18 protein-coding genes and 2 pseudogenes are annotated in these 20,928 nt (G+C 36.0%); 15 read left to right on the top strand and 5 right to left on the bottom strand.

The window, feature by feature from the left end; translation table 11 throughout:
- Window positions 1-79: 79 nt before the first annotated feature.
- Window positions 80-817: a polysaccharide deacetylase family protein gene (locus KPL75_RS12585; RefSeq protein ID WP_219920866.1), complete on the bottom strand. Its 738-nt coding sequence runs from the start codon at window positions 815-817 to the stop codon at window positions 80-82.
- Between the two features lie 208 nt (window positions 818-1,025).
- Complete coding sequence (locus KPL75_RS12580) at window positions 1,026-2,099, bottom strand: UDP-N-acetylglucosamine--undecaprenyl-phosphate N-acetylglucosaminephosphotransferase TagO (protein WP_002144848.1); 1,074 nt, start codon at window positions 2,097-2,099, stop codon at window positions 1,026-1,028.
- Window positions 2,100-2,549: 450 nt separating this feature from the next.
- Between KPL75_RS12580 and KPL75_RS12575 the strand changes: the two genes are divergently transcribed.
- A complete protein-coding gene (locus tag KPL75_RS12575; RefSeq protein ID WP_219920865.1) occupies window positions 2,550-3,920 on the top strand; it encodes a UDP-glucose dehydrogenase family protein in 1,371 nt (456 codons plus the stop codon).
- A 75-nt stretch (window positions 3,921-3,995) separates the two neighbouring features.
- Entirely contained in the window at window positions 3,996-5,111 is a 1,116-nt protein-coding gene (gene wecB, locus KPL75_RS12570; protein WP_219920864.1) for a non-hydrolyzing UDP-N-acetylglucosamine 2-epimerase, read from the top strand.
- A 103-nt stretch (window positions 5,112-5,214) separates the two neighbouring features.
- On the opposite strand, the gene KPL75_RS12565 is transcribed toward wecB, so the two are convergent.
- Window positions 5,215-6,342: an LCP family protein gene (locus KPL75_RS12565; RefSeq protein WP_219920862.1), complete on the bottom strand. Its 1,128-nt coding sequence runs from the start codon at window positions 6,340-6,342 to the stop codon at window positions 5,215-5,217.
- Between the two features lie 74 nt (window positions 6,343-6,416).
- The gene (locus tag KPL75_RS12560; protein ID WP_219920861.1) at window positions 6,417-7,052 is read right to left on the bottom strand and encodes a YigZ family protein; all 636 of its coding nucleotides are present in this window, start codon (window positions 7,050-7,052) and stop codon (window positions 6,417-6,419) included.
- A 392-nt stretch (window positions 7,053-7,444) separates the two neighbouring features.
- On the opposite strand from KPL75_RS12560, the gene KPL75_RS12555 reads away from it, so the two are divergent.
- The 7 genes from KPL75_RS12555 to hpf all read left to right on the top strand — a co-directional run bounded on the left by KPL75_RS12555 (window position 7,445) and on the right by hpf (window position 13,721).
- Entirely contained in the window at window positions 7,445-8,287 is an 843-nt protein-coding gene (locus tag KPL75_RS12555) for a DegV family protein (protein WP_219920858.1), read from the top strand.
- Between the two features lie 173 nt (window positions 8,288-8,460).
- Window positions 8,461-8,775 (top strand): winged helix-turn-helix transcriptional regulator, encoded by a 315-nt coding sequence (locus KPL75_RS12550; protein WP_002112882.1) that lies wholly within the window; start codon window positions 8,461-8,463, stop codon window positions 8,773-8,775.
- 233 nt (window positions 8,776-9,008) lie between these two features.
- The gene (locus KPL75_RS12545; RefSeq protein ID WP_219920856.1) at window positions 9,009-10,349 is read left to right on the top strand and encodes a C40 family peptidase; all 1,341 of its coding nucleotides are present in this window, start codon (window positions 9,009-9,011) and stop codon (window positions 10,347-10,349) included.
- Window positions 10,350-10,479: 130 nt separating this feature from the next.
- Window positions 10,480-11,829: an ATP-dependent helicase ComFA gene (gene comFA / locus KPL75_RS12540; RefSeq protein WP_219921107.1), complete on the top strand. Its 1,350-nt coding sequence runs from the start codon at window positions 10,480-10,482 to the stop codon at window positions 11,827-11,829.
- Window positions 11,829-12,533 (top strand): ComFC family protein, encoded by a 705-nt coding sequence (locus KPL75_RS12535; protein WP_219920855.1) that lies wholly within the window; start codon window positions 11,829-11,831, stop codon window positions 12,531-12,533. The genes comFA and KPL75_RS12535 overlap by 1 nt, the downstream gene beginning before the upstream one ends.
- 126 nt (window positions 12,534-12,659) lie before the next feature.
- Window positions 12,660-12,857, top strand: a complete 198-nt coding sequence (gene cspC / locus KPL75_RS12530) for a cold shock protein CspC (RefSeq protein WP_001990088.1) — start codon at window positions 12,660-12,662, stop codon at window positions 12,855-12,857.
- Window positions 12,858-13,178: 321 nt separating this feature from the next.
- Window positions 13,179-13,721, top strand: coding sequence for a ribosome hibernation-promoting factor, HPF/YfiA family (gene hpf, locus KPL75_RS12525; RefSeq protein ID WP_000671183.1), 543 nt, complete (start codon window positions 13,179-13,181; stop codon window positions 13,719-13,721).
- 71 nt (window positions 13,722-13,792) lie between these two features.
- Here the strand turns inward: hpf and KPL75_RS12520 are convergent.
- Window positions 13,793-14,032 (bottom strand): annotated as a pseudogene (locus tag KPL75_RS12520) (VOC family protein); the annotation flags it as partial.
- Here KPL75_RS12520 and KPL75_RS27415 point away from each other — a divergent pair.
- The 6 genes and pseudogenes from KPL75_RS27415 to ftsX all read left to right on the top strand — a co-directional run.
- Window positions 14,029-14,208 (top strand): annotated as a pseudogene (locus KPL75_RS27415) (WYL domain-containing protein); the annotation flags it as partial. The pseudogenes KPL75_RS12520 and KPL75_RS27415 sit on opposite strands and share 4 nt — an antisense overlap.
- 281 nt (window positions 14,209-14,489) lie before the next feature.
- Window positions 14,490-16,997 (top strand): preprotein translocase subunit SecA, encoded by a 2,508-nt coding sequence (gene secA / locus KPL75_RS12515; RefSeq protein ID WP_219920852.1) that lies wholly within the window; start codon window positions 14,490-14,492, stop codon window positions 16,995-16,997.
- 143 nt (window positions 16,998-17,140) lie between these two features.
- A protein-coding gene (gene prfB, locus KPL75_RS12510) for a peptide chain release factor 2 (protein ID WP_219920851.1) occupies window positions 17,141-18,239 on the top strand; the annotation gives its coding sequence in 2 pieces (ribosomal slippage) (window positions 17,141-17,212 and window positions 17,214-18,239; 1,098 coding nt in all).
- Window positions 18,240-18,696: 457 nt separating this feature from the next.
- Complete coding sequence (gene cccB, locus KPL75_RS12505; protein WP_219920850.1) at window positions 18,697-19,020, top strand: cytochrome c551; 324 nt, start codon at window positions 18,697-18,699, stop codon at window positions 19,018-19,020.
- A gap of 365 nt (window positions 19,021-19,385) precedes the next feature.
- Window positions 19,386-20,030: a cell division ATP-binding protein FtsE gene (gene ftsE, locus KPL75_RS12500; RefSeq protein WP_002112860.1), complete on the top strand. Its 645-nt coding sequence runs from the start codon at window positions 19,386-19,388 to the stop codon at window positions 20,028-20,030.
- The gene (gene ftsX / locus KPL75_RS12495) at window positions 20,020-20,913 is read left to right on the top strand and encodes a permease-like cell division protein FtsX (protein ID WP_002112857.1); all 894 of its coding nucleotides are present in this window, start codon (window positions 20,020-20,022) and stop codon (window positions 20,911-20,913) included. Before ftsE ends, ftsX begins: the two co-directional genes overlap by 11 nt.
- Window positions 20,914-20,928 lie beyond the last annotated feature (15 nt).

Below are 20,928 nucleotides of genomic sequence, written 5' to 3'. Positions count from 1 at the left end.
CTATTTAAAATTTTACACAAAAAAGGGAAGTGTGGGAAGAGAAAAATAAAACAGCTTTAGTACATAGGCACTAAAGCTGTTACAATCTTGTGTCTTTCCAAAAATTCACTGCGAGATGGGAAGATGGATTGTAGGGAAGTAGTTTATATCCTTGTGAGTGTAAATAATCAATTACTTTTGGGAGTATTTGCACTGTGACACTAGAATCATGCATTAAAATAACCTCTACTTGTTCATCGCTTTGATTTCGTACTCTTTCTAGTATTGCGGAAGGATTATCATAGCTTTTCCAGTCATATGTATCAATTGTCCAATCCCACATTTTATACTGGGCAGATACGAGTGCATCACGGTAATTCTTTTTTAAGTAAGGCATGCTACCGTATGGGACACGAACGAGATGTGTATTTAAATGTGTAACTTGCTGGACAATATTTTGGGTTTGTTCCATTTCTGCAATTAAAACAGATGGATCGCCAGTATAAAGACGTTTTACATCATGTGACATACTATGGAGACCGATATAATGTCCATCTTTAATCAATCGCTCCATCGTTTTTTTATATTGTGGCACCTTTCCGCCAATAACGAAGAAAGTTGCTTTTCCGTTCTTCTCTTTTAAAATATTTAAAATTTGTGGTGTGTATTTATTTGGTCCGTCATCAAATGTTAAGTACGCAATTTTTTTTGTAGGAGAGGTAGTTTGAGTGCTTTGGTAATCTTCTGCTTGAATGTCTGTAGTTGCTTTTGTATTCGATGATGCGTACATAGTAATAGTTAAAAATAAAATTATACATTGAAGTAATCGCTTGATCATAACATTCACCCTCAGTTTGACAATCAAGATGTAAAAATGAAATTTGATACTTTTTTCGTTATACGTATATCTTTCTCCAATAGAGGCACTCTCAAACAATCTATATTTTGGAAATGGGGAATAAGGATTAAAAAATAAAAAAATAGCATCCTCTTATGAAAAGAGGATGCTATTTGAATATTTCATAATAGTAAAGGCTATACTACAATTAGTCTTCGCGTTTTTTCACTTTTTTATAGAAGGAAATAATTGGTTTGTAACGTTCGTGTACAAGTCCGATTACTTCAGCAATGATTTCTGTAAAGAAGATTAAAACGAAAAGAAGAATAATGGATAACCATAATGTTGCACTACTGAAAATAATTGCATTTACACTAAAGAAAATACCCAATGCGTAAATAATTAGTACCGTTTTACGATGAGAGAATCCCATTGCAAGTAAGCGGTGATGTAAATGCGATTTATCTGGTGCTGAAATAGGTTTTTTATTGACGATACGGCGGATGATTGCAAATGTCGTATCAAATACAGGTACACCTAAAATGATAACTGGAACGATAAAACTGAATAGCGTTACGCTTTTGTATAATCCAAGTAACGATATAACAGAAATACAGTATCCTAAAAATAATGCTCCTGTATCTCCCATGAAAATTTTTGCTGGATGGAAGTTGTAGAATAAAAATCCAATTGTACTTGCTAATGTAATCAGTGCTAGAGGTAATATAATAGCTGCTCCAGTACCCCATGGGCTAGTGAAGGCCATATATGCTAGCGTTGCAAGTACGATAGATGAAATCCCTGCGGATAATCCATCTAATCCATCAATTAAGTTGATGGCATTTGTAATACCGACAATCCAAAATACTGTAATTGGATAAGCAAGCCACCCGAGTTCAGTATCTCCAAGGATTGGAATATATAATACTTGCACTAATAATCCACTTTTGACAATCATGATGGCAACTAATAGTTGTCCACCGAATTTTACCCTCGCAGATAGTTCGTACATATCATCTAAAATCCCGATGATAACAATGATGATAGCACCTAAAGTTATCGATAGCATTCTTTGTTCGTATAATCCACCGACAACAAATCCTACAGCTACACCAATGAAAATTGCTAACCCGCCAAGACGAGGCATAATTTTTTGGTGTACTTTACGCGCGTTTGGCTTATCTGTTGCTCCTATTTTGAAAGCTAATTTAATAACTAAAGGAGTAACGACGAGTACAGTGATGAAAGATGCCAAAATGGCATAAATCACTTGTGAGTCCATTAATACCCCACCCTTTATAGTTTAACGTAATTTTTTCAATTGTATTTATCTGAAAATTATGATGTTTATTTACAGGCTCATAACATATGGTATCACAAAAAGATTAGAATTCAATCTTTTTTTCTTTTGGCTGTAAAGGGGAGTGAATAGAATATATGACAATTGGATATGGAATGTTGTGTCCTTTGAGAAGGTTGCTCTCATATTGTGGCTTGTAATATGACATTGTACTTCCCTCTCATATAGCGATGACTTTTGTTTCAGTATTATAAGTGTTGCACGTAAAATGAGTAAGTTCCGTGTTAAATTGTGGGAATTTACGTTTTGTATATATTGCATCATTTAACTTTACAAAATCTTAAAAAATAATAAAAAAACAATTCATATAATAAAGAAGTGAAAGAGTTTTCTCATTTTTAGTGTGAGAGGGGGAAGCACAGGGAGAATTCTATGTATTCGTATATTTTCTTATGTACATTCCTGTGCGAAAGGAAAATGAAAATTACGATAATAGGTACCGGATATGTTGGATTGATTACAGGAGTAGGATTGGCGAGATTGGGACATTCAGTTACATGTTTCGATATAAATAGTGGCAAAATTGAACGGATTAAACAAGGCGAGTTACCTATTTATGAATGTGGATTAAATGAATTAATAAATGAAGCATACGAAAATAATCATTTAACTTTTACAGCAAGTAAATCAACGGCATTTAATGATGTAGAGTTTATATTTATTGCAGTTGGAACGCCATCTTTATTAGATGGAACAGCAGATTTAACGTATATTCGTAGCGCTTGTGATGATATTGGAACATATGTGAATAACGATATTATTGTTGTTACGAAAAGTACGGTTCCTGTAGGGACAAATGATGTAATGAGAAAATGGATTGAGGAAAAACTACAAGGTAGACATGAATTATATATTGTATCGAATCCAGAATTTTTAAGGGAAGGTTCTGGTATTTATGATTTTTTTCAGGGTGATCGTATCGTAATTGGAGCATGTAGTGAAGAAGTGGCAAAGAAAGTAGAGAACTTGTACAGCAAATTAAGCTTAGAAACGTATATTACAGATATTCGAAGTGCTGAGATGATTAAATATGCATCTAATGCTTTTTTAGCCACGAAGATTAGTTTTATTAATGAAATTTCTAATATATGTGAGCAAGTGGGTGCAGATATAGTAGATGTAGCTACAGGGATGGGGATGGATAAGAGAATTGGTGCATCTTTTTTAAATGCAGGCATCGGATATGGAGGATCTTGTTTTCCAAAAGATACGAAAGCACTTGTGCAAATTGCAGGGAATGTTTCTCATGATTTTCGCTTGTTGAAAGCAGTCATTGAAGTGAATAATAAACAACAGTTGTTGTTAGTTGAAAAAGCGAAGAAAATTATAGATATGAAGAAGAAGCGAATTGCGGTTCTTGGTGCAGCATTCAAACCGAATACTGACGATATTAGGGAAGCGCCATCGCTTATTATAATAGAAGAATTAATTAATGTAGGTGCGGATGTGGTTTTATATGACCCGCAAGCTATTCAAAATGTAAGAGGTTTATTTGGAAATACGATACGATATGCTGAGTGTATAGATGAATCGATTAGAGAGGCGCATGCAGTTTTTATCGTAACAGAATGGGAATCAATTCGAAATTATCCGCTAGAAAAGTATGCACAGCTTATGAGGGAACCTATTCTATTTGATGGGAGAAATTGTTATACTAATGAGGATGCCGAGAAGCATGGATTAAATTATTACTCAGTTGGGCGAAAAGACGTCTGTAATAGTAATGTTTCTCAGGTGCGTTAAAAAGTGTATTTTCACATGCATATTTTTATATGCGATAATAGAAGTTTTAACTAGTGAAAGAAAAGAGGCAATGAAATGACTGAACGTTTAAAAGTAATGACAATTTTCGGGACACGACCAGAAGCAATTAAAATGGCACCTCTTGTATTAGAGTTGCAAAAGCACCCAGAAAAGATTGAATCAATTGTGACTGTAACAGCACAACACCGTCAAATGTTAGATCAAGTATTAAATATCTTTGGAATTACGCCAGATTTCGATTTGAATATCATGAAAGATCGTCAAACGTTAATTGATATTACAACACGTGGTTTAGAAGGTTTAGATAAAGTAATGAAAGAAGCGAAGCCTGATATCGTACTTGTGCATGGTGATACAACGACGACATTTATTGCAAGCTTAGCTGCTTTCTATAATCAAATTCCAGTAGGACATGTTGAAGCAGGACTTCGTACATGGGATAAGTATTCTCCATATCCAGAAGAGATGAATCGCCAACTAACAGGTGTAATGGCGGATCTTCATTTCTCACCTACAACAAAATCAGCAACGAACTTACAAAAAGAAAATAAAGATGAGTCACGCATTTTCGTAACAGGAAATACAGCGATCGATGCACTGAAGACAACTGTAAAAGAAACTTATAGCCATTCGGTGTTAGAGAAACTTGGAAATGATCGTCTTGTACTTATGACAGCACACCGTCGTGAAAATTTAGGAGAACCAATGCGCAATATGTTCCGTGCAATTAAGCGTCTTGTTGATAAGCACGAAGATGTACAAGTTGTATACCCTGTTCATATGAATCCTGTTGTTCGCGAAATAGCGAATGATATTTTAGGCGAGCATAGCCGCATTCATTTAATTGAGCCGCTAGATGTAATCGATTTCCATAACGTTGCAGCTCGTTCATACTTAATGCTAACTGATTCTGGTGGTGTACAAGAGGAAGCACCATCACTAGGTGTGCCAGTTCTTGTCCTTCGTGACACGACGGAACGCCCAGAAGGTATCGAAGCAGGTACGCTGAAATTAGCAGGAACAGATGAAGAGACAATCTTTGGTCTTGCTGATGAGTTATTATCTAATAAAGAAGCCCATGATAAGATGACGAAAGCATCTAACCCTTACGGAGATGGTCGTGCATCAGAGCGTATTGTAGAAGCGATTTTACAACACTTCAACAAGTAGAGTGAAACTTTAATAAATGGGGTTTTCATCTTCCGTTTATTATTAGCCCACAACAATTGCGGGAAATAAAAAGAGCCAAATCGTATACGATTTGGCTCTTTTTTTATTCATGATTCCTCATAATCCACTCTGCATGAGCATTTGTAGAAGGGGGAGGAGGCGGTGGTGTTTTGTTCTCACTCGGTTCCTTCTTTGCTTTTGCGCTGGAGTTAGAATTTGAATTGGAGTTTGTATTCTCATTTTTCGTAGTCTCTGTCGGGACTTTTGCTTTTTCTCCTATTTCCTTTTCAATTTCGTTACGTACCGTCTCTACACTTATTGGATCTGGAAGGAAGTAATAAATACCGCCTATTTTTCTGTCTTCTCCTTCAATTTTTAACGTTTGTATTGTAGAAGGATCAAATCCAGAGAGTTTATTGTAAAGAGCAAGTCCGTCTGAAATAGGAATGTCGGTTTTTATATATTTTCCAACGACAGTCGTTAAATCTTTAATTTTAAATACAGTAGAGGCGGAATTTAGTTTTTGAGCAACAGCGGCTAGTAATTGTCTTTGTCTAGCGGCCCGACCATAATCGCCGTTTGGATCCTGCTTTCGCATACGGACGTAAGCAAGTGCTTCTTCGCCGTTTAAATCTTGTTTCCCTTGTTTAAATTGGATTTTTTTGTAGTAATCCACGTCAGAACGTTCCCAAAAATCGAAGGGGACATCAACGGTAACACCGCCGACAGCATCAACGATACCTTTAAAGCCTTGGAAATCAATTTTAATATAATGGTCTACAGGAACCTTTAGAAAACCTTCGACAGTTTTAACTGCCATTTTTTCTCCGCCGTAAGCATGGGCAGCGTTAATTTTGTCTTCTTTGTCCTTTCCAACAATTGGAACACGACTATCACGAGGAATACTCATAAGCGAAACCTTTTGAGTTTTCGGATTGACTGTCGCAAACATTAATGAGTCTGTACGACCATTTTGACCGTCTGTTGCATAATCCTCTATTCCCATAATGAGGATTGTAAATGGTTCCTTTGTAATTTTTACATCTCCGGTTCTTAAATCCGATTTTTCACGAGCAAATCCACTGTACATCCCCATGAGAGAGGTGTAGGAATTTAACACATAAAGTCCTACGCTACCAAATAAAAATGCGAAAATAAGAAAGAAAAAAAGTTTTCTTCTACGTTTCTTCTTTATTCTGCTATTTTGGAGATGATAATAACGTTCTTCCATATATAATCTCCTTAGTTCATTTGTAGGGAATTAATTCACTACATTAATCTTTAAAGGGGATAAGTTAGTTATTCTTAGTTAACATCTTGTTCTAAGTACAACATATCTCCTTCTTTAATTGTACATTTCCCGTTTGTTAATTCAATCATCCAATCTGTGAATGGTTGTTTTTTATCCTCTTCTACATACGTATCGAACATGACATTTTCTAAATAATGTATATCTTTAATGGCATATTCTGAATTGCGTAATGCATTTTCAACTTTGCCAAGTAAAGTGTAATCAATTTCTGCTTGCATAACGCGCATTAGCTTGCACTCAACAATGCCTACGTGGTTAAGCCCTTCACTTGTACATTTTCCGTATGCGCGAATTAATCCGCCGGCACCAAGTTTAATGCCACCAAAATAGCGCGTAATGACAACGACAGTATCTTTTAAAGCACGTTTTTTTAATACCTCTAACATAGGTACACCAGCTGTACCGCTCGGCTCGCCGTCATCGTTTGCTTTTTGAATTTGATCTTGTTCACCGATTAAATACGCGGAACAATTATGTGTTGCATTCCAATTTTGTTTTTTTATTTTTTGTATAAATGTTTGAGCTTCATCTTCCGTTGTGGCGCGACTCACATAGCAAATGAATCTTGATTTTTGAATGACAATTTCGTGCTCGCCGTAGTCTTTAATTGTTAAATATTGTAATAACAATGATATACGCCCCTATCTTTCAAAATGACTAGTACTTTACATTTTAAAAGCGAGCGTTTTTATATTCAAACATTTTTTACAAATATGTTGAAATTTTTGGTGAGTATTTTATCCCGCTATTTGTGGGCAGTAAGATTCCCACCTCAAAATTCAGCTGGAGCAAAGAAGTTAGGTGGAAGCCCTGCTGCCCGTAAAAGCCCGATTGGTGAAGGCTAATAATCAGCGGGGGATGAACAAAACCCCCACTGATTAAAGTTTCACTTTATCTTTTTGTTGTAATTTGTCGAGTGGGTGATTGTAGTTTCTGACCGGCATTTTTATGTATGGATGCACCTTTTCTAGTTTTCGTGTAAAATTAGGGGATAAAAATTTTTTATAAGGCAGGTACGAAAATGAAAACAGCTATTGTTACTGATAGTACAGCATATATACCGAAGCATATTCGTGACGAACTAAATATATATATGATTTCATTAAACGTTGTGTTTGGAACGGAATCTTATCAAGAAGAAGCTGAAGTTTCAGCAAATGATTTTTATGTAAAAGTACGTGAACAGGAAGAACTTCCGAAAACTTCGCAGCCGGCGATTGGAAAGTTTTTAGAGTTATATGAAGAGTTATCTAAAGAATATGATGCAGTTATTAGCATTCATCTTTCAAGTGGAATTAGTGGTACATATCAAACAGCAACGACAGCTGGCCAGATGGTAGATGGTATTGATGTATATACGTATGACTCTGAAATCAGTTGCGAAGTACAAGGTTTTTTCGTACGTGAAGGTGCGAAATTAGCAAGTGAAGGGAAGGCACCAGAAGAGATTATCGCCCGCTTTGATGAAATGAAGCAAACGATGGATGCTTATTTTGTAGTGGATGATTTACATCATTTACAACGTGGTGGAAGATTAAATAGCGCGCAAGCTTTCATCGGTAGTTTGTTACAAGTAAAACCAGTACTATACTTTAGAGATAAAGTAATTATTCCATTCGAAAAAATTCGTACGCGTAAAAAAGCTTTAAAGCGTATCGTTGAAATCTTTGATGAACAGGCAAATAAAGGTGTGCCTATGGAAGCTGTTATTATTCATGCGAATCGTGAAGAGGAAGCTAATGAATGGAAACAAGAATTAGAAGAGATATACCCTCATGTTACAATTCGCACGAGTTATTTCGGAGCTGTAATTGGGACACACTTAGGTGAAGGTGCGCTTGGTTTAGGTTGGTATACGAAGTGATAAAGATATAAAGGCTCTCTTACTTGAAGAGGGTTTTTTTACGGATATTTTACGGGAATTTGACAAGTTAATATTTGGAAATGGTAAAATGTACGTAAAATTAAATAATGAGGAAAGTTTTATTACTTACTTTTTACAAGAAACTATCTTATAATAGAAGAGAGGTGAAACATATGGAGCATAATTCTTGTTTATGTCCAAAGTTTGAGTCAGCTTTTACAATGCTTAGTAAGAAATGGACTGGCTTAATTATTAAATCTTTGCTTGAAGAGCCGAAACGTTTCAGAGAAATCGCAGATATTATACCGAATATGAGCGATCGTATGTTGTCAGAACGTTTAAAGGAATTAGAAGGTGAAGGTATTGTAGTTCGTAATGTTTACCCAGAAGTACCAGTTAGAATCGAGTACGGTTTAACTGATAAAGGGAAAGCGTTGGAAAGTGTTATGGATGAGGTCCAAAATTGGGCTGAGAAATGGATGAAGTAACGTTTCTATCTCATTCATATTGGTGTATTTTCAAAACGTAAGGGATTCCCTTACGTTTTTTTTCAATTCTATAAAAAATGGCGTAAGGCTCTTAAAATTCTACATATATATACAAATTTAGATATACTTTGCTAAAGAGATAAATGTAATATTACATTTATTTTACAAAACCGTAACATTAGCAAAAAAACTCCCGAATTATGGTATAAATTTTAATAGGTTATATACGGAAAATGAAAAAAGAAAGCGGTGTAAAAAATAAAATGAAAAAGCTAAAAATGGCATCTTGCGCATTAGTTGCAGGGTTAATGTTTTCAGGGCTAACACCAAATGTATTTGCAGAAGATAAAATTTCTGACGTGAAATCACAAATTAACACACAAAATGATACTTTACATAAACAACAACAAGAACGTGATGAATTACAAAAACAAATGAATGATTTAAACAAAACAATCCAAGGTTTGGATAAGTCTGTTCAAGAGAACGCTTCAAAACTTGATGAAACAACAAAAAAAGTTTCTGATACTGAGCAATTAATCGAAAATAAAAATAAAGATATTGCAGAACTACAAACAAAGATTGCAAAACGTGAAGAGTTATTAAGAAAACGTTTAGTTGCACTACAAGAACAACCGAACACGAACATTGTAACAGAAGTTCTTGTAAACTCTAAAAACGTTGCAGATTTAGTTGATCGTTTAGCTTCTGTGTCTAAAATTATGGAATCTGACGAAGATATCATGAAAACACAACAAGAAGATCAAGTGAACGTGAAAAAAGATGTTGAAACAGTAAAAACGAAGCAGAAAGAATTAAAAGAAGCACAAGCTCAAATTGAAACTGCTAAGAAAGAACTTGACGTTGAAAAAGAGAAAAAAGCAACAGCGGTAAACGATTTAAGTGGTAAAATGGATACAGTTGTAACTACAATGACAAGTACGGAAGGTCAATTGAAAGATCTTGAGAAACAAGCACTACAATTACAACGTATTGCTGAACAGGAAGCACAAGCAAAAGCTGCACAAGAAGCTGCTGCTCAAAAACAAGCAGAACAAGCTGCTAAAGCAAAAGAAGCACAAACTCAACAAGCACCAGCTGCAGCGCCAGCAGAGCAAGCTGCTCCAGCAAACAATGCGGGACAAGCTCAAAAAGAAGAGCCTAAAAAAGAAGAGCCTAAAAAAGAAGAGCCTAAAAAAGAAAAGCCAGCACCAGCACCAGCATCAAATGTGGGTGGCGTAATTGGTAAAGCACAAGAATACTTAGGTTTACCATATGTTTGGGGAAGTGCATCTCCATCAAACGGTGGTTTTGACTGTAGTGGATTCATTTCTTACATCTTTGGTGTAGGTCGTCAAGACGTTAATGGATATTGGAACTCAGTTTCTAAAGTAAGTAGCCCACAACCTGGAGATTTAGTATTCTTCCAAGGTACTTATAAACCAGGTCCATCTCACATCGGTATTTATGTTGGTAACGACCAAATGATTCATGCTGGTGATAAAGGGATTGCTTACTCTAGCTTAAGCAGTAGCTACAACCAAAAACATTTCTTAGGATACGGTAGATTCTAGGATTTATAATCGAATAAAAAACGTGTATAAAGTCGATAGCTTACTATTTTATAAGTAGGTTATCGGCTTTTTTGAGTTTTTACGAGATAAAGGGAAGGATTTATAGTAGTGCTGGAGGTGGCTATTGATGATGTTAGCTGGTAGACAGTTACTGTTAGAAGAACTTTCTTCAGATTGGCAGGATAAATTGGATCATTTGAAAAAGAATCGAGAAGTCGTTTGTGTACAAGGGGTAATTAAGAAGTCTTCAAAATATATGTGCCAACGCTGCGGAAATATGGAGCAGCGGCTATTTGCATCATTTCTATGTAAAAGATGCAATAAAGTATGTACGTATTGCCGAAAATGTATAACTATGGGCAGGGTAAGTGAATGTGCTGTACTTGTTCGCGGGATTGCTGAAATAAGCGGAGAAAATTATTTGAATCCGTTACAGTGGGAAGGTGTTTTGTCTGCTGGTCAGGAGTTAGCTGCGCAAAGTGTCGTTGACGCTGTTAAGCAGAAAGAATCATTTTTTATTTGGGCGGTGTGCGGGGCTGGGAAGACAGAAATGTTGTTTCATGGAATTGCAGAAGCACTTCAAAAAGGAGAGAGAGTTTGTATTGCAACGCCGAGAACGGACGTTGTACTTGAATTAGCACCAAGATTACAAGAAGTGTTTCCAAATATAAATGTAGCTGCTTTATACGGAGGGAGTTTAGACCGAGAAAAAGATGCGGCGTTAATCGTTGCAACTACACATCAATTGTTACGTTATTATAGGGCGTTCCATGTCATGATTGTAGATGAGATAGATGCTTTTCCATATCATGCGGATAAGATGTTGCAGTATGCAGTAAACGAAGCGATGAAAGAGAAAGCAGCACATATTTATTTAACGGCAACTCCAGATGAAAAGTGGAAGCGTAAATTGCGGAATGGTAAGCAAAAAGGAGTTATTATTCCAGGGCGTTATCATCGTCATCCCTTGCCAGTTCCAGCATTTCGGTGGTGCGGAAATTGGAAAAAAGACCTCATGCGTAACAAAATCCCTCGGGCCGTATTACAATGGCTAAACATGTACTTAGATAAACAATATCCCATTTTTCTATTTGTTCCCCATATACGATACGTAGAAGAAATCAGCTTCTTATTAAAATCAATAAACAGTCAAATTGACGGTGTGCACGCAGAAGATCCGAAGAGAAAAGAAAAGGTTGCGGCTTTTCGAAAGGGAGAAATTCCTTTATTAGTTACAACGACGATCTTGGAACGAGGGATAACTGTGAAGAATTTACAAGTAGTAGTTTTAGGAGCAGAAGAAGAAATATTTTCAGAAAGTGCTCTCGTTCAAATCGCAGGGCGCGCTGGTAGAAGTTCTGATGAACCGCATGGAGATGTTATCTATTTTCATTATGGAAAGACAGAGGCGATGGTGCGTGCGAAAAAACATATTCAAAGTATGAATAAGAATGCTAAAGAACAAGGATTGATAGATTAATGCATTGTCTACTTTGTGATGAATATATTTCATGCGCGATTAGTTGGTACACTTTTTTTGTTAAGCTTCATAAAAAGTATATATGTGATAGATGTGAACAAAAACTTTCCTATATTATAGGAGATATTTGTAAGGAGTGTGGTCGGCCTTTAGAACTTGTACCAGTTGAATATAAAACTGGGGATATTTGCATGGACTGCATAAGGTGGACGAACGAGCAGAGGTTTCCGTCTCTCGTAAATCGTTCGTTGTATGTGTACGATGAGGGAGTGAAAGGAATATTAGCACAGTTTAAATTTCGAGGAGATGCTGAATTAGTGCATATTTTTCATCAGCCTTTTCGAAGTCTTTTTCAAAAATATTTTGCGAATGTTTCAGCTGTCATTCCGGTCCCCCTTAGTGAAGAGCGAGAATATGAGCGTGGTTTTAATCAAGCTGAGTTACTAGCTTCTTGTTTGCCTATCAAAATGTTTTGTACATCATTAAGAAGAATAGAAACAGAAAAACAAAGTAAGAAGAAGCGTAAAGAAAGGATATCGGGAGTTAATCCTTTTTATTTTCAGGGAGAAGAGATGTTTAATGGACAACATGTTTTAATCGTTGATGATGTGTATACGACAGGAATTACAGTTAGGCAAATTGGAAGTCTTTTGTATGATAGAGGAGCTAGAGAAGTTTCTTGTTTGACGCTTTGTAGAGGTTAATATGTGAATGTCGAAAGGGATAATAAAAAGACGACAGATCTTCTTTGACTAACAGTCTTGTCATTCGTTATAGTCAGAATATGGGGCAGATGCCCTGATTTTAAGAGTGAAGGGAATGGAATGAACATGCAAGGACGAGTAAAATGGTTCAATGCAGAAAAGGGATTTGGGTTTATTGAGCGTGAAGATGGTGACGATGTGTTTGTTCATTTTTCTGCTATTCAACAAGATGGGTATAAGTCGTTAGAAGAAGGTCAACAAGTGGAGTTTGATATTGTTGATGGAGCACGTGGACCACAAGCGGCTAATGTTGTGAAACTGTAAAAATTAAGTTTTTGGAAAAGATAGAGCTGTATTTTTAGCAGCATTATATAGATGGTGAAAGCTCTTGCTCGTACCAAGGGCTTTTTTGTTGCAGAGAAGTTGTCAAAAAGTTGTCTCTTTTCTGTAACCAATTGTCCACAGTTACATTCGTTATTCACGCTGTTAATAGGATAAAATAAAGATAGAAACGATGCATCTTTTCATTTCAACAAAAAACGATAAAAAAATCGCAATTCCACTAATTTTTTTAAAAAAGTTAGAAGGAGTTTTTAAGCCAATGTCGAAATTATAGTACATAGGCTTGAAAGGAGGAATTCATCTATGAAATTCAACATTCGTGGTGAAAATATTGAAGTAACTCCAGCATTAAAGGAATATGTAGAGAAAAAACTAAGTAAATTAGAGCGTTATTTTGATACATTCCCAGAGATTAAAGTTAATTTAAAAGTATACTCTGACAAGCAACGTATCGAGGTAACAATTCCATTTACAGATTTATTACTTCGTGCAGAAGAAACAAATAGCGATATGTACGCTGCTATCGATTTAGTAGTTGATAAACTTGAGCGACAAATTCGTAAACATAAAACAAAAGTAAACCGTAAATTACGTGAAAAAGGTTCTGTGAAAACTAATTTTATCCTTCCAGAAGCAGTAGCTGTTCTGGATGCGGTAGAAGAGGATGAATTAGAACTTGTACGTACAAAACGATTCGATTTAAAACCGATGGACGTTGAAGAAGCGATCTTACAAATGGATATGCTGGGACATAATTTCTTCGTCTTCACAAATGCTGATACAAATGAAACTAATGTTGTATATGGCCGTAAAGATGGGAAATATGGTTTAATCGAAACTAAATAATAATTCGAAAGCGCAGCCGAATGAGGCTGCGCTTTTTTATATATTTTTATTTTTGTATTTCGTAATGGGATTTAGAAGTCATGTCTTGTTACTGTCAATTGTATTACAATTCCAAAAGGATCTCGAACAATGGCTTGGAAATCTTTAGATTGAATACAAAAAGATGAGCTATTACTTAATTGCCAAGGGCGTGTGGAATCAATTGCCTGCTCTGCAATCATGATTTTATTAGTGCCAATTTGTAAAACGGAATGGGTAATATAATGTTCTTGGCTTTCTGCATATGTGAAATTTGGATCTATTTCTTTCATCGAAGTTATGGGAAGAACCCGGAGATACATATTTAATAGGAACTTATGAGCCTGTGGAAATAAACTTTATTATTTCGTATTTAGCCAGTTTTGGTAAAAATGTAAAAATAATCGAGCCATTTTCTTTAAAAGAAAGCTTGAAAGAATATTACTTAGATTTAATAAATAATTTGTAATATGAATTTGAAATAGCAAGAATTAGATTGTTTGGACAGATTAAATAAAATAGTAGGGATTGTAGTTGAAAAAAATCCCCTGAAACTAGACCGACATTCCGCCGATTGTTGTCATAGTTATAAGACAAGTGTTACAATTATCATTAGGTTTATACATTTTAGTTTTTTTAATTAGGAGAAAAATTGGCATAACATAAATTTGATTTTTATAACGACTGATTGTAAAGAGAAAAAGAAAGCAATCGGAAGTTTTATTTTAATAAAAGAGGAGCGTATTTCCTATGATCGGTATTTTAAAAAAGGTATTTGATGTCAACCAACGCCAAATTAAACGTATGCAGAAGACAGTGGAGCAAATTGATGCATTAGAATCATCTATTAAGCCGCTAACTGATGAACAATTAAAAGGAAAGACGATTGAATTTAAAGAACGTCTGACAAAAGGTGAGACAGTAGATGATCTACTTCCTGAGGCTTTTGCTGTTGTTCGTGAAGCAGCAAATCGTGTTCTTGGAATGCGTCCATATGGCGTACAGCTAATGGGTGGTATCGCCTTACATGAAGGAAATATCTCTGAGATGAAAACAGGTGAAGGTAAAACGTTAACATCTACTTTACCTGTATATTTAAACGCATTAACAGGAAAAGGTGTTCACGTTGTTACAGTCAATGAATACTTAGCACAACGTGATGCAAGTGAAATGGGACAACTTCATGAGTTCCTTGGCCTAACTGTAGGGATTAACTTAAATAGTATGTCACGTGAAGAGAAACAAGCTGCTTATGCTGCTGATATTACGTATAGCACAAATAACGAGCTTGGATTCGATTACTTACGTGACAATATGGTGTTATATAGAGAGCAGTGCGTTCAGCGTCCACTTAATTTTGCTATCATCGATGAAGTCGATTCTATTTTAGTCGATGAAGCACGTACGCCGCTTATTATTTCTGGACAAGCTCAAAAATCAACAGAGCTATACATGTTTGCAAATGCATTCGTTCGTACATTAGAAAATGAAAAAGAGTATTCATTTGATGTGAAAACGAAAAATGTAATGTTAACTGAAGATGGTATTACGAAAGCAGAGAAAGCTTTCCACATTGAAAACTTATTTGATTTAAAACATGTAGCACTTCTTCACCATATTAATCAGGGGCTTCGTGCACACGTTGTTATGCACCTTGATACAGATTATGTTGTACAAGAAGGCGAAATCGTAATCGTAGACCAATTCACTGGTCGTCTTATGAAAGGTCGTCGTTATAGCGAAGGTTTACACCAAGCTATTGAAGCAAAAGAAGGCGTAGAAATTCAAAATGAAAGTATGACGCTTGCAACAATTACGTTCCAGAACTACTTCCGTATGTACGAAAAATTATCTGGTATGACTGGTACAGCGAAAACGGAAGAAGAAGAATTTCGTAGTATTTACAATATGAATGTTATCGTAATTCCAACGAATAAAGATATTATTCGTGATGACCGTGCTGATTTAATCTTCAAATCAATGGAAGGTAAATTCAATGCAGTTGTTGAGGATATTGTAACTCGTCATAAACAAGGGCAACCTATTCTTGTTGGTACAGTTGCAATTGAAACGTCAGAGCTTATTTCAAAAATGTTAACACGTAAAGGTGTACGTCATAATATCTTAAACGCAAAAAACCATGCGCGTGAAGCAGATATCATTGCAGAAGCTGGTATGAAAGGCGCTGTAACAATTGCGACGAATATGGCTGGTCGTGGTACGGATATTAAGTTAGGCGAGGATATTAAAAACATTGGCCTAGCAGTTATCGGTACAGAGCGTCACGAAAGCCGTCGTATTGATAATCAGTTACGTGGTCGTTCTGGTCGTCAAGGGGACCCTGGTGTAACACAGTTCTACTTATCAATGGAAGATGAACTAATGCGCCGCTTCGGTTCTGACAATATGAAAGCGATGATGGATCGTCTTGGTATGGATGATTCACAGCCAATCGAAAGTAAAATGGTTTCTCGTGCGGTAGAATCTGCACAAAAACGTGTTGAAGGAAATAACTATGATGCACGTAAACAGCTATTGCAATACGATGATGTACTTCGTCAACAACGTGAAGTAATTTATAAACAACGTCAAGAAGTAATGGATTCAGAGAACTTACGCAGCATTATTGAAGGTATGATGAAATCTACGATAGAACGTGCTGTTGCACTTCATACGCAAGAAGAAATCGAAGAAGATTGGAACATTAAAGGTCTTGTCGATTACTTAAATACAAACCTTCTTGAAGAAGGAGATGTAAAAGAAGAAGAGTTACGTCGCCTTGCTCCAGAAGAAATGAGCGAATCAATCATCGAGAAATTATTAGAGCGTTATAATGAAAGAGAAAAGCTTCTACCTGAAGAGCAGACGCGTGAATTCGAAAAGGTTGTTGTATTCCGTGTTGTAGATACGAAATGGACAGATCATATCGATGCAATGGATCACCTTCGTGAAGGTATTCATTTACGTGCTTACGGACAAATCGATCCACTTCGTGAATACCAAATGGAAGGATTCGCAATGTTCGAGTCGATGATCGCTTCTATTGAAGAGGAGATCTCTCGTTACATTATGAAAGCTGAAATTGAGCAAAACTTAGAGCGTCAAGAAGTTGTTCAAGGTGAAGCGGTTCATCCATCAAGCGATGGCGAAGACGCGAAGAAAAAACCGGTTGTAAAAGGTGACCAAATGGGCCGTAACGATTTATGTACATGCGGTAGTGGCAAGAAATATAAAAACTGCTGTGGTATTGGGAAGTAATATGAGACTGTAGTTTAGGCTGCTTTGCAAATTTTTATATCAAAAATGTATACCAAAAAGGATTAAACTCTCTCCGTAATAAGCGGAGAGAGTTTCCCTTGTTTTCATATGAAAGTAACAGCAATTACATAGAGGTGAAGGAAATGGAATTAGTAGAAATTAGGCAAGAATTAGAAAAAATGGCTAAGAGATTAGCGGCTTTTAGGGGGTCTCTTTGACCTTCCTACTAAGGAAAAACAAATTGCAGAATTAGAAGAAAAGATGATGGGCGCAGGATTTTGGGATGACCAACAAGGCGCACAAACTGTAATTAATGAAGCGAATGCGCTGAAAGATATGGTTGGAAGGTTCCGTCAGTTAGATGAGACGTTCGAAAACTTAGAAATGACGCATGAACTACTTAAAGAAGAGTACGATGAAGATTTACATGAGGAATTAGAATCTGAAGTGAAAACTTTAATTCAAGAAATGAATGAGTACGAGCTTCAGTTACTATTAAGTGATCCTTATGATAAAAATAATGCTATTTTAGAATTACACCCAGGTGCAGGTGGAACAGAGTCACAAGACTGGGGTTCTATGTTATTACGTATGTACACACGCTGGGCTGAAAAACGTGGATTTAAAGTAGAAACAGTTGACTACTTACCGGGCGATGAAGCTGGTATTAAGAGTGTTACATTACTAATTAAAGGTCATAATGCTTACGGTTACTTGAAAGCGGAGAAAGGTGTACATCGTCTTGTACGTATTTCACCGTTCGATTCTTCAGGTCGTCGTCATACATCGTTCGTATCTTGTGAAGTTGTACCTGAATTCAATGATGAAGTTGAAATTGAGGTGCGTACAGAAGATTTGAAAATAGATACGTATCGTGCAAGTGGTGCAGGCGGACAGCACGTTAATACGACAGATTCAGCAGTTCGTATAACGCATCTACCAACAAACACGGTTGTAACATGTCAGTCAGAGCGTTCTCAAATTAAAAACCGTGAACATGCGATGAAAATGCTGAAAGCGAAATTATATCAAAAGAAATTAGAAGAACAACAAGCACAATTAGATGAGATCCGCGGGGAGCAAAAAGAAATTGGATGGGGCAGCCAAATCCGTTCTTACGTATTCCACCCGTACTCTCTTGTGAAAGACCATCGTACAAATACAGAAATTGGTAACGTACAAGCAGTTATGGATGGGGAAATTAATCCGTTTATTGATGCGTATTTACGTTCTCGTATTTAATAAGAGAAAAAGCCAACAGAATTGTTGGCACATGTTGAGGTCCAAGAGGATATAAAGAGGCTTATCTTATTTATATTGATGAAATAAAGAGGAAGAGAAGTTGGAGGCGACAACTTCTCTTTTTGATGAGATTATATGTAGAATACAATGCCGTATATTGTTTTGTAAAAAGTAGAGAATAGTAAAACAGAGCGGTAATAGAGTAGTGCTTTATATAGGGATTCTCAGTTTTGGTTTGGAGAAAAAGGCTCTTTATAGAACTTTTTAAGGTGTTCACAGAATTGAAACAATTTATGGAAGCTTATTTTATTAGGCCTCTCACTATATTTGTAAAAAATATGAAATATACCTTGGTTTTTCTATATAAAGATAATGCTTATAATGAATATTGAATGTGTTATGAAAACTATTGCCTAGTTATGAATAAAAAGAATATCAACAATGGGGAGCGATAGAAGTGAAAAAGAAATTGTTGGCTATTACGCTGGGAACATCAGTCGTTTTTGCTTTAGGAGCATGTGGAAATAAAGAAGAGAGTAAACCATCAAAACAATCTGCAAGTACAGATAGTGCAGAACAAATTTTCCAAAAAAGTTGTATAGGGTGTCACGCTAAAGATTTATCAGGAGCAACTGGACCAGATTTACGAAAAGTAGGACAGAAATATGACGCAGTAGAGATTGAAAAGATTATTGAAAAAGGTCGCGGTTCAATGTCACCAGGAATTATTCAAGGTGAAGATGCGAAAAAAGTAGCTGAATGGTTAGCGGAGCATAAATAAGAGACGTAATTAATAAACGAGCTTATTGTATAACTTGACCGAAAAGTGCTTCGAGTTAAGTAATTACATGAGCTCGTTTACCTTTTCTTGGTATGTAACATAACTGTAACAAAATTGTATCCGAATTGGAAACCGATTGATGTTACAATGGGGTTTGTAGAATTTTGATGAAATATATTACATAGAGTAGCGTTGCTAATAAAAAGCATGTATGGAAGCTACCTTCAACAAGAATGGTCGAGCGAAAATAAAGGTTTTTCTTTTATTTTCAAATGTACAGAAAAGTATTTCGAAAAAAATCATTAAGTATTGGGTGATAAATAATGATAAAAATGACGAATGTTTATAAGGAGTACCCAAATGGTATGAAAGCCATTGCTGGTCTCACAGTTAACATTAAACAAGGTGAATTCGTATACGTAGTTGGACCGAGTGGAGCCGGAAAATCTACATTTATTAAAATGATGTATCGTGAAGAGAAGCCATCTACAGGATCAATTAATGTAAATGGACTTGTAATTGAAACATTAGCAGAAAGAGATGTTCCATATTTCCGTCGTCAATTAGGCGTAATTTTCCAAGATTTTAAATTGCTACCTAAATTAACGGTATATGAGAATGTTGCGTTTGCTTTAGAAGTAATTGAAGAAGAACCAGATGCGATTCGTGAACGTGTTACAGAAGTGTTAGGTCTTGTAGGTCTAGATGATCGTGCAGATGCACTTCCAAGCGAACTTTCAGGCGGAGAGCAACAACGTGTGGCGATTGCAAGAGCGATTGTTAATAGACCAAAGGTTGTAATTGCTGATGAGCCAACAGGTAACTTAGATATTGAAACAGCGCTTGATATTATGAGTATTTTTAAACGTATTAATGAGCGTGGTACAACGATTGTTATGGCGACACATAACGCAGATATCGTAAATACAATTCGTCATCGTGTAATTGCAATTGAAGGCGGAAAAATTGTTCGAGACGAGATTGAGGGAGGATACGGATATGAAGGCTAAAACCCTTAGTCGACATTTGCGAGAAGGTGTGAAAAATTTATCCCGTAACGGATGGATGACATTTGCTTCTGTAAGTGCAGTAACAGTTACGTTATTACTTGTAGGTGTCTTTTTGGCAGCGATTATGAATATGAACCATTTTGCGACGAAAGTAGAGCAAGATGTAGAAATTCGTGTGCATATTGATCCAGCAGCAAAAGAAGCTGATCAAAAGAAATTAGAAGAAGATATGAGTAAAATTGCGAAAGTAGATTCTATTAAATATTCTTCTAAAGAAGAAGAGTTGAAACGTTTAATTAAAAGCTTAGGCGATAGTGGAAAAACGTTCGAGTTATTTGAGCAAGATAACCCACTGAAAGATGTATTTGTTGTAAAGGCGAAAGAACCAACAGATACAGCAGCGATTGCAAAAAAGATTGAGAAAATGCAGTTTGTAAGTAATGTTCAATACGGTAAAGGTCAAGTTGAAAAGTTATTTGATACTGTAAAAACTGGTCGTAACATCGGGATTGCGTTAATTGCTGGTCTTCTATTCACAGCGATGTTCTTAATCTCTAACACAATTAAAATTACAATTTATGCTCGTAGTACTGAGATTGAAATTATGAAACTTGTTGGTGCAACAAACTGGTTTATTCGTTGGCCGTTCTTGTTAGAGGGGTTATTCCTAGGAGTATTAGGATCAATTATTCCAATTGGCCTAATTTTAGTTATATATAATTCATTGCAAGGTGTGTTTAATGAAAAACTTGGCGGAACAATTTTCGAGCTTCTACCATACAACCCATTCGTATTCCAATTAGCTGGTTTATTAGTGTTAATCGGTGCATTAATCGGTATGTGGGGAAGTGTAATGTCAATTCGTCGCTTCTTAAAAGTATAAAAAGTTGCAAACATA

Source organism: Bacillus sp. NP247 (genome assembly GCF_018966865.1).
In the GTDB taxonomy this organism is placed as follows: Bacteria; Bacillota; Bacilli; order Bacillales; family Bacillaceae_G; genus Bacillus_A.
The sequence above is the reverse complement of the archived record's forward strand: the minus strand, read 5'-3'. Positions and strand labels throughout refer to the sequence as shown.

What these genes read in the sequence shown, in the direction of transcription:
- KPL75_RS12535 (WP_219920855.1), top strand. Translation starts at nt 11,829, where the DNA reads ATGCATTGTCTACTTTGTGATGAATATATTTCATGCGCGATTAGTTGG.
- KPL75_RS12580 (WP_002144848.1), bottom strand. Translation starts at nt 2,099, where the DNA reads ATGGACTCACAAGTGATTTATGCCATTTTGGCATCTTTCATCACTGTA.
- KPL75_RS12585 (WP_219920866.1), bottom strand. Translation starts at nt 817, where the DNA reads ATGATCAAGCGATTACTTCAATGTATAATTTTATTTTTAACTATTACT.
- ftsE (WP_002112860.1), top strand. Translation starts at nt 19,386, where the DNA reads ATGAAAGCCATTGCTGGTCTCACAGTTAACATTAAACAAGGTGAATTC.
- KPL75_RS12545 (WP_219920856.1), top strand. Translation starts at nt 9,009, where the DNA reads ATGAAAAAAGAAAGCGGTGTAAAAAATAAAATGAAAAAGCTAAAAATG.
- ftsX (WP_002112857.1), top strand. Translation starts at nt 20,020, where the DNA reads ATGAAGGCTAAAACCCTTAGTCGACATTTGCGAGAAGGTGTGAAAAAT.
- cspC (WP_001990088.1), top strand. Translation starts at nt 12,660, where the DNA reads ATGCAAGGACGAGTAAAATGGTTCAATGCAGAAAAGGGATTTGGGTTT.
- KPL75_RS12565 (WP_219920862.1), bottom strand. Translation starts at nt 6,342, where the DNA reads ATGGAAGAACGTTATTATCATCTCCAAAATAGCAGAATAAAGAAGAAA.
- wecB (WP_219920864.1), top strand. Translation starts at nt 3,996, where the DNA reads ATGACTGAACGTTTAAAAGTAATGACAATTTTCGGGACACGACCAGAA.
- KPL75_RS12575 (WP_219920865.1), top strand. Translation starts at nt 2,550, where the DNA reads ATGTATTCGTATATTTTCTTATGTACATTCCTGTGCGAAAGGAAAATG.
- KPL75_RS12555 (WP_219920858.1), top strand. Translation starts at nt 7,445, where the DNA reads ATGAAAACAGCTATTGTTACTGATAGTACAGCATATATACCGAAGCAT.
- hpf (WP_000671183.1), top strand. Translation starts at nt 13,179, where the DNA reads ATGAAATTCAACATTCGTGGTGAAAATATTGAAGTAACTCCAGCATTA.
- KPL75_RS12550 (WP_002112882.1), top strand. Translation starts at nt 8,461, where the DNA reads ATGGAGCATAATTCTTGTTTATGTCCAAAGTTTGAGTCAGCTTTTACA.
- secA (WP_219920852.1), top strand. Translation starts at nt 14,490, where the DNA reads ATGATCGGTATTTTAAAAAAGGTATTTGATGTCAACCAACGCCAAATT.
- comFA (WP_219921107.1), top strand. Translation starts at nt 10,480, where the DNA reads ATGTTAGCTGGTAGACAGTTACTGTTAGAAGAACTTTCTTCAGATTGG.